This window comes from Acidocella aluminiidurans (genome assembly GCF_055383125.1).
In genome coordinates this window covers 2,770,005-2,781,478 of the sequence record NZ_AP031589.1, presented here as the reverse complement: position 1 = coordinate 2,781,478, position 11,474 = coordinate 2,770,005, and the positions used below count along the sequence as shown (strand labels likewise).

Sequence of the window (11,474 nt, the reverse complement as noted above, 5' to 3'; positions counted from 1 at the left end):
TGATGCTCTAAATTTTGTTTTAGCGAGCAATTTCATGTGTTTATTTTGACGCTGGCGCGTCAACCTAAACACATATTGCTCTAGCCCCCCTGTGGCAAGGGCGGATAAAGGCCGAACTGAGTTTTGATATCGTCCTTGATCTCAGCAATCGACGCATCGCCGTTAAACAGCAAATTCTCGCTCAGTGCCTCCAACAACTTGAATCCGACTCGCGATCCAAGAAAAACCAACGGCCGCGGCATGTCGTTGCCGCGCGCATCAAGGCTATGGCCCAGTATGATGACATCCTTATACTCCCCCCTTGTAAGGCCGGGAAAGACACGGCACGGATTCCGTCCACCGCCTCAGGCCAAAGCTCTGGCGGCGTGGTCGGGTAAGTGAAATCGAACACATCCTTGCCGTTCCGGTAGAGACTGACTGCCAGATAAGGCGGCGGATGATAACCGGGCAACGTGACATCGTTGATCGGACTGACGATTTTATGCGCCGCGAAACAGACATCGCCATAAGGCGGCAGCGTCTCATTGAACACCGCCCCCGCCACCAGTTGCAAACGCCGCGCATCGAGCGCGCCGCACTGCCCACTCAAGGCAGCCGCCCGCACCATCCCCGGCATCAGACAAAGCAGCGTCGCACACGCCGTGAATAATAATCTTTGCACGCTCATCTCTGTTCAAACCCCCGCAACGGTCAACATCGACGCCGCGATGGTACGGGCGGCCATTTTTTGTCCCTGGTCACGGACCGTCCAGTTCACTGGCGCAACCAGCCTGCGTGCAATTGGTAACGCGACCGCGCGGCGACGCTAAGGCCTAACGGAAGCTTTGTCGGACCATCAAGCTAAAACGCTCATCTATATCCAGATCTGTAAAGGCCAACAGCGAGCCCGCCGTCCCAATTTTGCAACGATTGCTGTCCTCACCGTCCGGGCAGCGCAGCTTAGCATTCCAGCGAACGCAAGCGCGCACCTAGCGCCCCTTCAGCGTCTTTCCTTTGAGAAGACGCGCCTTGTTCGCCTTTACCCGCCGCCTGGCCGGGGCCATCGCCGCGTTTGCCAGCGCCTGTGGGGGCGCCCCGCGCAGTGCGGCCATCCCCGCCTGCATCGCCCCTTCGGCAAAAGCCTGCTGCTTCTCCGCCCCCAGCGCCGCCAGACGGCCTGCCGCCTTGCCCGGCTGCATCCAAAGCTGGGCGCTGTGCATGGCGAACACAAAGCCGGCCTCGGCCAGCCAGAAATACGCGGCGAACGGGTTGAGCGGGGCTTTGCGGGTCATGCGCCCGATTTGGGGGCAAAGCCGGGCGGGCGCGCCGTCATGTCAGGAATATAATGCGCCGCCGCAACTCTGCCTCACAAAATTGCCTCTGGCCGGCCCCAGCCATCTCTGTATCATGGGTCATGGAGACGAAGAACAACCTGCCTCCGGGCTTTCTGGAGCGCTGCATCGACCAGGCCATCGGCCGCACCCAAGCCGATCTGGTCATCAAGGGTGCCAGCATCCTCAATCTGATCACCGGCGAGATCGCGGTCAGCGACATCGCCATCACCGGCAACCGCATCATCGGCACCTATGAGAGCTATCAGGGGGTGCGCGAGATTGACGGGCGCGGCCTGTTCGCCGTGCCGGGCTTTATCGACACCCATGTGCATTGCGAATCCACCCTGGTGGCGCCAGGAGAGTTCGACCGCATCGTGCTGCCGCGCGGCACCACCACGGCGATCTGCGACCCGCACGAAATCTGCAACGTGCTCGGCGCGCAAGGGTTGGAATATTTCACCCAAAGCGCCGAGGCTTTGGCGATGGATCTGCGCGTGCAGCTCTCCAGCTGCGTGCCCGCCACCGGGCTGGAGACCTCAGGCGCCGAGCTGCGCGCCGGCGATCTGCTGCCCTTCCTCAGCCACCCAAAAGTCCTCGGCCTGGCGGAGTTCATGAATTTCCCAGGGGTTTTGCATAAAGACCCGGTGGTGATGGAGAAGCTCTACGCCTTCGCCGGCGGGCATATCGACGGCCATGCGCCGAAACTCTCAGGCCGGGAGCTGAATGCCTATCTCTCCTGCGGCATCCGCAATTGCCATGAAACCACCTCGCTGCCGGAAGCCTGGGAGAAATTGCGCAAGGGCGTGCATCTGCTGATCCGCGAAGGCACGGTCACGCGCGACGTGACGACGCTGAGCCCGGCTTTGACGCCGGAGACCTCGCTCAACTGCTCCTTCTGCACCGATGACCGCAACCCGCTGGATATTTTTACCGAGGGCCATCTGGATTACTCTGTGCGCAAGGCCATCGCGTCCGGTGTGGCACCGTTGCACGCCTACCGCGCCGTCTCCTACGCCGCCGCGCGCGGCTTTGGGCTGCGGGATCGCGGGCTGATCGCGCCCGGGCAGCGCGCGGATATCGTGCTGCTGGAGGATCTCGAAGCCTGCGCGGTGAAGCGGGTCATCGCTGGCGGCTGGCTGGTGGAGGAGATCGATTTCGCCGCCCGCGGCCTGCCCGGCTTTGTCGGGCTGGACAGCATGAAGCTGGAAAAGGTGAGCCCAGAGGATTTCCGCACGCCCGGCACCGGCCCGACCACCGCGGTCATCGGCATCCTGCGCGACAAGATCGTCACCGAACATCTGACCATGACGCTGCCCTACCGCAATGGCGAGCGCCTGCCGGATCTGGCGAATGACGTGCTGAAAATCGCGGTGCTGGCCCGGCATGGCAAGAACCGCAATATCGGGCGCGGCTTCGTGAAAGGGTTTGGGCTGAAGAACGGCGCGCTGGCCTCCTCGGTCGGGCATGACAGCCATAATGTCTGCGTCGCCGGCACCGACGATGCGCAGATGGCGCTGGCGGTGAACCGGCTGGTCGAGCTGGGCGGCGGCTTCGTCGCGGTTGCCGATGGAAGTGTGGTTGGCGAGCTGCCGCTGAAAATGGCCGGGCTGATGTCGGTCAAATCCGCCGAGGCGGTGCGCGCGGAGCTGACCGCCCTGCGCGCCGCCACACGCGCCATGGGCTGCGACCTCGCCGAGCCCTTCCTGCACCTCGCCTTCCTGCCGCTGCCGGTGATCCCGCATCTGAAGATCACCGATAAGGGGGTGGTGGATGTGGATCGGTTTGAGCTGGTGAGTTAGGGCGTTTCCACCGCCGGCAACGCGGCGCCATCCAGCGACAGGATGGGCCGCAGCGCCAGCACATTGCACACCGCCAGCGCCTGCGCGGCCCGCAGCATCTCGACGCTGATAACCGCCTCCGCCACCACCCCCTCGGCCAACAGCCTGGCGCGGCGAATGCCCGGCAGCGCCGCTTCCGCCACAGGCGGCGTGAGCCAGACGCCATCACATTTCACCAGCAGATTGCCGATGCTCGCACAGGCCACCCGCCCGGCGCGGTTGAGCAAAATCGCCTCCTGCGCCCCGGCCGCCTCGGCCTCCTGCCGGGCCAGAATATGCGGCAGATAATTCAGCGTCTTCACCTGCGAGAGCGGCGAGCTTTCATCGCGCGCGATCGAGCGGCAGATGACCGCTTTCACCGCCCCCGGCCTGGGCAGGGCGAAGGCCGTGGCCAGCAGGGTCGGGCTTGGTTCAGCCGGGGGCAGCAGCCCGCGCGGGCCGGCACCACGGGTGAGGGTGAGGCGCGCCCCGCCTTCCATAATGCCGTTGGCGGCGGCGGTTTGCGCCAGAATTTCGGCCAGCCCGCCAGCATCGAAGGGCAGGCCCAGCCGCAACAGCCTGGCGCCCGCCGCCAGCCGGGCAAAATGCGCCGCCGCGTCCGGCGCCACGCCACCGCTCAATCGCAGCGTTTCGAAAATCCCGTCCCCCAGCGTGAAGCCGCGATCCGCCACCGGGATCATCGCCGCTTGCGCCGGCAATAGCCGCCCGTTCAGCCAGACAAATTCAGCCATGCGCGATCAAGGGCGAGAGTTTCAGCATCATCTCCTCATACTCCGAAGCTGGATCGCTGTCCCAGGTGATGCCGCCCCCGGCCTGGGCGTAGAGGCATTCCGGTGTCGCCACCATAGTGCGGATGATGATGGCGCTGTCCATCGCCCCATCCAGCCCGATCCAGGCGAGGGCGCCGCAATAGGCGCCGCGCGCCCCTGCCTCCAGCGCGTCGATAATCTGCATCGCCCGGTGCTTCGGCGCCCCGGTGATGGAGCCGCCCGGCGAGCAGGCCAGCAGCAGATCCGCCGCCCCCACCCCGGGGCGCAACTGCCCGGTGACGGCGGAGACCAGATGATGCGCCTGGGCAAAACGCTCCACCGCGAACAATTCCGGCACCCGCACCGAGCCGGTTTCGCAAAGCTGGCCGAGATCATTGCGCAGCAGATCGGTGATCATCAGATTTTCCGCGCGCTCCTTCGGATTGTCACGCAAAGCGGCGGCGGCCCGCGCATCCGCCCGCGGGCAGGCCTCACGCCGGGCCGTGCCTTTGATCGGCCGCGTCTCCACCGCGCCGGTGGCGGTCACGGACAAAAACCGCTCCGGCGAGGCGCCGCATAAGGCCACGCCGCACCCGGTTTCGATAAAGGCCGCGAATGGTGCGGGGCTGCGGGCGCGCAGCGCGGCATAATAAGCGGCGGCTGAAAACCCGGGCGGCGGCGGTGCGGTGAAGCGCGCGGTGAAATTCGCCTGGAACACATCCCCGGCGCCGATAAAAGCCCGCAGCCTCTCCACCCGCGCCTCATAAGCCGCGCGCGGCGTTTCCTCCCGCCAGTCCGGCTTCGGCCCCGGCGACAGAACCACGCGCTGCCGCAACCGGGCCGCCAGCGCCGCAATCCGCGCCTGCGCCCCCTGCCCTGGCCGATCCCCGGCCAACACGCAAAGCCGCCGCCCCGCATGGTCGAAGCCGAGCACCAGATCGAACATGCCGAACCAGCCTTCCGGCAGCCCGGGAATCGGCGCGTGACGAGACTCAATCCCGGCTTGCGTCAGCCCGGCGCCATAGCCGAGCCAGCCCATCGCCCCGGCTTTGAAGGGAAACGGCCAGTCCGGCGGGCAGGCAGCATCCGCAGGCCGGGCCGCCGCCAGCCAACCGGGCAATTCATCAGCACGGGCCAGTTGCAGCACCGCGCAGGGCTCCAGCCCGATATAGCTGACCCTGGCCCTGGCATCCCCCGCCGCAGCGCTGTCCAGAAACACCAGCGGCGCTTCCCCCGCCAGCGCCGCGAAGGCCGCGCCGGGCTCGACCCAGCCGAGATCGCGGCACAGCATGGCGGCTCAGATCAGGCGGCGCAGCTCTCAAAGCCCAGGCGCAAAGCCGGGCGGTTGAGGTCGCGTCCGATGAAGACGATGCGGCTCACCCGCTTTTCATCCGGCTTCCACGGCGCCAGGAAATCCCCATCCGCGATCATATGCACGGCCTGGAAGGCAAAGCGCCGCTCCTCGCCCTCATAGGCCAGGATGCCCTTGGTGCGCAGGATGTTCTGCCCCTGGCTCTGCAATATATGGCCGATCCAGGTGTTGAATTTCTGCGCCGAGAGCGGCTTGTCGGTGGAGAGGCTGATCGAGGTCAGGTGCTCATTATGGGTGTGGCTGTCCTCTTCCAGGAAGTCCGGCACATTCGCCAGCACCCGCTTCAGATCGAACGCGCCCAGCCCGAGCAGCTCATCCGCCGGCACATCGCCCTTGGTGGTCGGCTTGATCACCGCATAGGGGTTGATGGATTTGATCTTCGCCTCAACCGAAGCCAGCTCCTCCGGTGTCACCAGATCCAGCTTGTTCAGCACGATCACATCCGCGAACGCCACCTGGTCGGCGGCTTCGGGGCTGTCCTCCAGCCGGGTGAGGAAATGCTTGGCATCCACCACGGTCACGATCGCATCCAGCCGCGTCTTGGCCTTCACATCCTCATCGACGAAGAAGGTCTGCGCCACCGGCGCCGGGTTGGCGAGGCCGGTGGTCTCGACGATGATGCCGTCGAATTTCTGGCTGCGCTTCATCAGCCCGCTGACGATGCGGATCAGATCGCCGCGCACGGTGCAGCAGATGCAGCCATTATTCATCTCGAACACTTCCTCATCGCTATCCACGACGAGGTCGTTATCCACCCCCAGCTCACCGAACTCATTGATGACGACGGCATATTTCTTGCCATGCGTGCCGGTGAGCAGATGGTTGAGCAATGTGGTCTTGCCCGCACCCAGATAGCCGGTGAGGACGGTGACAGGAACGAGATCGGACATTTTCAATCACCTAAAATTCTGAATTCGAAGACAGCATGTAGCGCCGGAACGCGCGCAGGCAAGGCGGAGCGGGGCAAGGTTGCACAATCCTCAGGCCGGATGGTCCGGCCAGGGATAGTCGCTCTCCCGGGTTTCGCCGAAGGCGGCATCGACGATATAGGCCGCCACCCGCCGCTCATTGAACAATTCGGCATAGCGCGCCCGCCCCGCCGCCGCCGCGCGCATCCGCGCCCGGGGTTCGGCCTTATAGCGCGCCAGCTTGTCCGCCAGCTCCTCCAGCGAGGAGAAGAACCCCATCTCATCCTCGCCGAATAACTGATCATAGCCGGTGGCGCGCTCGATGAAGGCGAGCTGGCCATTGCCGGTGAGATGCGCCAGCCGGTCCGAGCTATAGAGGAAATCATCGCCCCGGCGGCTGATATTCAGCCCCATCCCGGCCTGGCAGAGCGCCTCCTGATAGGCCGCGCCATTGAGGAAGGGCCGGTCGATCCCCGGTGTCAGCCAGCGCAGGCCCGGCAGCCGCGCCCGCAGCCCGGCGACGAAATCGCGCATATCCCAATCCCGCCCGCAGACATGGCGCGGCGGGCGGGCGGGATTGCCGCAAGCATAGAACAGGTCGAAATCGGGCGTCTCCACCTCATCCATCCGCCCGCGCTCGATCGAGAGATCAACCGGGTTGGGCATGAACCCGACCCGCACGCCCGGGCGGCGCAGCGCCGCCATCGAGGCGCCGGCGGTGCTCACCAAAGTCAGGTCCACCACCCCCAGCTTGCCTTCGATGCGGCGGATATTATCCGGCTCGAACAGCGGATCGACATTCCACTGCACCACCCGCACCCCCGGCAGATCGCCGCGAATGGCCGCGATCGTCTGCGCATCCACCATATCCGCATGGCCAAGCACCAGCAGCTCCGGCTTATGCGCCCGGCAATAATCGCGGATCATCTTGTTGAACGGCCCGCGCCCCAGCCGCCTGTGGCCAAAGCCGAAGCCGCGCGCCAGATCCCGGTCCGAGAGGGCGAGCAGCTGATGCCCGTTGCGGATGAAGCCATTGCAGAGCTTGATGCCGGTGGCGTGCTGGTTGAGGCTTTTCAGCGATACCGGGGCGTAGCCGATATGCACGATCCGGAGCATGGGCGGGCTGATTTCCTTGTTTCGCGGCTGGGTGCGGCGTTACGCGAAGGGGGGGCGAAGTCAACGAAACCGCCATCCTCGCGAGCCTGGCTTGACACCGGCCGCATCGCTGCGCCATCGCCATGCGCACATGGATCTTCCCACCAAAGCCGCGATGCACCCTGTTGAGGCCGGTAGACGACGCTGGCACCCTGGCTTTCTGTTCACACCGCGCCTGGCGCTGCCGCTCACCCTCGCGGCCGGGCTGCTGCTGCCCAGCAATGCCGCCTGGTCCACCTTCTTTTATATCCTCGGCCTGCCCACCATCGGCTGGCAGCTCTGGCGCGGCGCCCGGCCGGATGCCGGATGCCGCCCGCTGCTGGCCATGCTCGCCCTCTGGGCCTGGTCCAGCCTCACCATCGCCTGGGACCACAATATTTCCGGCCAGGGGGACGGCCATGGCTATTGGCTGCTGAATGCGCTCTGCACCCTCGCCTTCCTGCTCTGTTTCGACTTCGCCACCCGGCAGGATGCCAGCGCCCGCCGCCGCGCGGTCAGCGCCTTCATCCTTTGCGCGGTGCCGACGGCGCTGCTCTCCATCGCGCTGTTCGCGGTGCAGGACCACTGGACGGGCCGGCTCGGCGGCTGGGGGGCGCTGAAAACCCCGGTCTGGGGCGCCTCGGTCATCGTCATCTGCGTGCTGCTGACGCTGGGGCGGATCGCCGAGGCGGGGCCAAGGCGCTGGCTCTACGCCGCCGCCCTGGTGCCGATGCTGGCCTATCTGCCGCTGAATGGCAGCCGCACCGCCTTGCTCTCGCTGGCGGTGGGGGTGATGATGCTGGGGCTGAGCAGCTGGCGCGCCTTCCGGGCCCTGGCCATCGCCGGGCTGTGCGCGCTGGCGGCGCTGGCGGGCGTGGTGCTGATGCGCCCGGTCTGGGTGAAAGCGGTAATCGGCAGTTTCCTGGCCCGCGGCACGGATTGCCATATCACCATCTGGCGCACCGCCTGGGGGCTGTTCCTGGCGCAGCCGGTGATCGGCTATGGCCCCTCCGCCCGGCTGCCGATTTTGCCGCACGGCGCCTGCCCGGCCTATCCGAGCCCGCATAATCTCTATCTCTCGCTGCTGGTCTATAGCGGGCTGGTCGGCTTCGCGCTGTACGGGCTCTGCCAGGTCCTGCTCTGCCGGCAGGTGCTGCGCCGGCAGCGCGGCTTTCAGCGCGCCCTGGCGCTGGCGCTGCTCGCCGTGCCGCTGGTCTCCGGCCTGTCGGACCTGACCCAGGTGATCAAGGGCCCCTCGCCGCTCTGGTATATTATCTGGCTGCCGATGCTGCTGGCGCTGCATGCCGGGCCAGAATCGCCTGGTACGTCTCCAGCATCCGCCGCGTCACCACCGCGCGGGTGAAACCGGCCTGATATTCGGCATGGCCGGTCTGGGCGATGCGCGCGCGCAAAGCCGGATCGTCCAGCACCGCGCGGATCGCCCCGGCGAGCGAAGCGGGATCGTCGGCGGGCACCATCATGCCGTTCTCGCCATTGCGGATGGTGGCGCGCGGCCCGTCCGACTCGCAGGCGATGAACGGGGTGGCGGTGGACCAGGCATCCAGGATCACCGTGCCAAAGGGCTCGTAGCGCGAGGGCAGCAGGCAGATATCCGCCCCGCGCAGCAGCGCCCCGCGATCATTGCGCCAGCCCAGGAATTTCGCCCGCTCGGCCACGCCCAGCCGCGCCGCCAGCGCCTTCAGCGCCGCCTCCTCCGGGCCGGAGCCGGCGATCCAGAGATCGCAATCCGGCAGGTGCGCCAGCGCGTGCAACGCGGTGTCGATCCCCTTCACCTGATGCAGCCGGGAGAGGATCAGCAGCGCCTTGCGCTCAGGCGGCGTGCCGAGGGCCGCCTTGGCAATCGGCGCGGCCTCTTCCACCGACGGGAAGGTCGGTACGTAGAAAGCGCTGCCGGGGGCGGCGCCGCTCGCATAAGCGTGGCGGACCAGATCCTGGGTCACCCCGATGAAATCCGTACAGGCGGAGAAATGCTTTTGCTGCTCCTCATAATCCCCGTACCAGCCGATGATCGCCGGCGCGGCGCCGGGCGCCACCAGGCTCACCGCCCGGCGCATCCAGCAATGGATGATGTCGGGCCGGTCATCGCGGATCAGCCGCGCCAGCCGCCGGCGTTGCAGCGGGCGCAAGGGCGCGGCCAGCACCTCGGGCGCCATCGAAAGCCCGGCGCGCGCCAGCTCGGCAAAGCGCGGTGCCGCCCGGCGCATGACGATGCGCTGCTCCAGCCCGGCCTCGTGCAGGCTGAGCATGATGTCGGTGGAGTAAAGCTCGGCGCCGCCATTCTTGGCCCCGGCCATGATCTGTAACACGCGCATCTGGGCGTCCCGCCTCTGGGATGAATGCGGCGCTGTTATCCGGTTCGGCGCGGCCGGGCAAATCCTGCATTCCCATTAAGAGCGGCTTAGCATGCGCCGATTAAAATCAGGCGGAAACCCAACAAGGGGCTGGTTTGCATGCTATACGCTTTGATTTGTCTCGAACTCTTGGCTCTGGCCGCCGGGGTTTGGTGGTGCAAGCGCCAGCGGCGGGATGATCTGCGCGCCCTCTCCAGGCTGTTGGCGGAGGCCACCGCCCGGCAGGCGGCGGTGCGCGCCCAGCTTGGGCTGGACCGCAATATCGATGCGCTGCGCGCCGCCCTGGCCAAGCTCGGCCCGCCCCGGCTGGCGGAGGGCAAGCTGTTTTTTGGCGAAACCTGCCTGCATGGGAATACCGAGATCGTCGATTCCATCCGCGCCGCCCATGGCGGCACCGCGACGATTTTCCTGCGCGATGAGCGCATCGCCACCAATGTCACCCAGCCGAACGGGCAGCGGGCCGTTGGCACCAGGCTCGCCCCCGGCCCGGCGCATCAGGCGCTGTTCACCCGCAAGGTCGCCTATCGGGGCGAGGCGCAGATCCTCGGCCAGGATTATTACAGCTATTACGAACCGCTGCTCGCCGCCGGCGAGGTGATCGGCGTGCTCTATGTCGGGGTGCTGAAAACCGACGCGACCACGCAAAACCGCATGCCGGCGAGCTTCGCCGGGGGCCTCGCCCTGCTGGGGCGGCTGAATGAGGCCGCCGCCGCCGATACGCTTGCGGCGGTGGAGCAACGGCAGAGCTACGAAGACCAGCGGCGCATCGCCGAGGATGAGCAGCGCCGCGCCGCGGCCGCGCAGGGCGAAGCCCTGCACGCCCTCTCCGAAGGGTTGGCGGCCATGGCGAATGGCCGCCTTGGCCACCGTGTGACGACCAGGCTGGCGGCCGCGTTCGAGGGCGTGCGGGCGGATCTCAACCAGGCCTTCGAAACCTTCTCGCAGGCCATGCAGGCGATCCAGGCCGGGGCGGACGAGGTCTCCGGCGGTGCCCGGGAAATCATGCAGGCCTCGGAGGATCTATCCCAGCGGACCGAGCGCCAGGCCGCGACATTGGAGCAGACCGCGGCGGCGCTCAATGAGATCAGCGGCTCGGTGCAGAGCACCGCCGCCTTCGTCACCCAGACCCAGGGGCTCGCCACCGGCGCGCGCGATCATGCGGATCAATCCGGCCAGGTGCTGCGCCAGGCCACCGCGGCGATGCAGCGGATCGAAGACGCTTCCGCCAGGATCACCGAAATCATCGGCGTCATCGATGAAATCGCCTTCCAGACGAATTTGCTGGCGCTCAATGCCGGGGTGGAGGCGGCGCGCGCCGGCGAGGCGGGGCGCGGCTTTGCCGTGGTTGCCACCGAAATCCGCAGCCTCGCCCAGCGCTCCGCCGATGCCTCCAAGGAGATCAAGGCGCTGATCGCCAATGCCGGCACCGAGGTGGAAACCGGCGTCAGGCTGGTGCGCGACGTGAACGGGCTGATGGGGCATATCGTCGACGAGGTGAAGCAGATCGACCAGGCGGTGCAGGATATTTCCGGCAAAACCGTGCAGCAGGCGGCGAGCCTGCGCGAAGTCAGCAGCGCGGTGACCGATCTGGACCAGGTGACCCAGCAAAATGCCGCCATGGTGGAGGAAGCGACGGCGGTGATCCACACGCTGGAAGCGCAGGCGAAACAGCTGAACGGCCTGCTGCTGCAGTTCGAGCTCGTGGCACCCGCTTCTGCCGCACCCGCCGCCCGCCGTCCGCTTGCGCTTGCACTTGCACGCTAGAGCATCAAGCTTTTAGCTTGATGC

The 11,474-nt window shown here is 66.4% G+C and carries 10 protein-coding genes; 3 read left to right on the top strand and 7 right to left on the bottom strand.

Translation table 11 applies throughout. From position 1 onward, the window contains the following. Positions 1–181 precede the first annotated feature (181 nt). Complete coding sequence (locus tag ACZ46S_RS13685; protein ID WP_464062158.1) at positions 182–667, bottom strand: hypothetical protein; 486 nt, start codon at positions 665–667, stop codon at positions 182–184. Positions 668–968: 301 nt separating this feature from the next. Further along, on the bottom strand, positions 969–1,271 hold the full coding sequence (locus ACZ46S_RS13680; protein ID WP_464062157.1) for a hypothetical protein: 303 nt from the start codon (positions 1,269–1,271) through the stop codon (positions 969–971). Positions 1,272–1,393: 122 nt separating this feature from the next. Here ACZ46S_RS13680 and ade point away from each other — a divergent pair, with 122 nt between their 5' ends. Then, positions 1,394–3,112 carry an adenine deaminase gene (gene ade / locus ACZ46S_RS13675; RefSeq protein WP_464062156.1) on the top strand — a complete coding sequence of 573 codons (1,719 nt, stop codon included), beginning with the start codon at positions 1,394–1,396 and terminating at the stop codon, positions 3,110–3,112. Here the strand turns inward: ade and ACZ46S_RS13670 are convergent. The 4 genes from ACZ46S_RS13670 to ACZ46S_RS13655 all read right to left on the bottom strand — a co-directional run bounded on the left by ACZ46S_RS13670 (position 3,109) and on the right by ACZ46S_RS13655 (position 7,296). Further along, positions 3,109–3,882 carry an aminotransferase class IV gene (locus ACZ46S_RS13670; RefSeq protein ID WP_464062155.1) on the bottom strand — a complete coding sequence of 258 codons (774 nt, stop codon included), beginning with the start codon at positions 3,880–3,882 and terminating at the stop codon, positions 3,109–3,111. The two genes, ade and ACZ46S_RS13670, sit on opposite strands and share 4 nt — an antisense overlap. Next, entirely contained in the window at positions 3,875–5,191 is a 1,317-nt protein-coding gene (locus ACZ46S_RS13665; protein ID WP_464062154.1) for an anthranilate synthase component I family protein, read from the bottom strand. The genes ACZ46S_RS13670 and ACZ46S_RS13665 overlap by 8 nt, the downstream gene beginning before the upstream one ends. An 11-nt stretch (positions 5,192–5,202) precedes the next feature. Continuing rightward, a complete protein-coding gene (locus ACZ46S_RS13660; RefSeq protein WP_464062153.1) occupies positions 5,203–6,162 on the bottom strand; it encodes a CobW family GTP-binding protein in 960 nt (319 codons plus the stop codon). Positions 6,163–6,252: 90 nt separating this feature from the next. After that, a complete protein-coding gene (locus ACZ46S_RS13655; protein ID WP_464062152.1) occupies positions 6,253–7,296 on the bottom strand; it encodes a glycosyltransferase family protein in 1,044 nt (347 codons plus the stop codon). Positions 7,297–7,426: 130 nt separating this feature from the next. Between ACZ46S_RS13655 and ACZ46S_RS13650 the strand changes: the two genes are divergently transcribed. Beyond that, positions 7,427–8,677: an O-antigen ligase family protein gene (locus tag ACZ46S_RS13650; RefSeq protein ID WP_464062151.1), complete on the top strand. Its 1,251-nt coding sequence runs from the start codon at positions 7,427–7,429 to the stop codon at positions 8,675–8,677. Here ACZ46S_RS13650 and ACZ46S_RS13645 read toward each other — a convergent pair. After that, positions 8,586–9,647 (bottom strand): glycosyltransferase family 4 protein, encoded by a 1,062-nt coding sequence (locus ACZ46S_RS13645; protein ID WP_464062150.1) that lies wholly within the window; start codon positions 9,645–9,647, stop codon positions 8,586–8,588. The two genes, ACZ46S_RS13650 and ACZ46S_RS13645, sit on opposite strands and share 92 nt — an antisense overlap. Before the next feature lie 138 nt (positions 9,648–9,785). Here ACZ46S_RS13645 and ACZ46S_RS13640 point away from each other — a divergent pair, with 138 nt between their 5' ends. Next, positions 9,786–11,450, top strand: a complete 1,665-nt coding sequence (locus ACZ46S_RS13640; RefSeq protein WP_464062149.1) for a methyl-accepting chemotaxis protein — start codon at positions 9,786–9,788, stop codon at positions 11,448–11,450. The last annotated feature ends 24 nt before the right edge of the window (positions 11,451–11,474 follow it).

Coding starts and splice junctions, on each gene's coding strand:
- ACZ46S_RS13655 (WP_464062152.1), bottom strand. CDS start 7,296: ATGCTCCGGATCGTGCATATCGGCTACGCCCCGGTATCGCTGAAAAGC.
- ACZ46S_RS13645 (WP_464062150.1), bottom strand. CDS start 9,647: ATGCGCGTGTTACAGATCATGGCCGGGGCCAAGAATGGCGGCGCCGAG.
- ACZ46S_RS13685 (WP_464062158.1), bottom strand. CDS start 667: ATGAGCGTGCAAAGATTATTATTCACGGCGTGTGCGACGCTGCTTTGT.
- ACZ46S_RS13650 (WP_464062151.1), top strand. CDS start 7,427: ATGGATCTTCCCACCAAAGCCGCGATGCACCCTGTTGAGGCCGGTAGA.
- ade (WP_464062156.1), top strand. CDS start 1,394: ATGGAGACGAAGAACAACCTGCCTCCGGGCTTTCTGGAGCGCTGCATC.
- ACZ46S_RS13670 (WP_464062155.1), bottom strand. CDS start 3,882: ATGGCTGAATTTGTCTGGCTGAACGGGCGGCTATTGCCGGCGCAAGCG.
- ACZ46S_RS13660 (WP_464062153.1), bottom strand. CDS start 6,162: ATGTCCGATCTCGTTCCTGTCACCGTCCTCACCGGCTATCTGGGTGCG.
- ACZ46S_RS13680 (WP_464062157.1), bottom strand. CDS start 1,271: ATGACCCGCAAAGCCCCGCTCAACCCGTTCGCCGCGTATTTCTGGCTG.
- ACZ46S_RS13640 (WP_464062149.1), top strand. CDS start 9,786: ATGCTATACGCTTTGATTTGTCTCGAACTCTTGGCTCTGGCCGCCGGG.
- ACZ46S_RS13665 (WP_464062154.1), bottom strand. CDS start 5,191: ATGCTGTGCCGCGATCTCGGCTGGGTCGAGCCCGGCGCGGCCTTCGCG.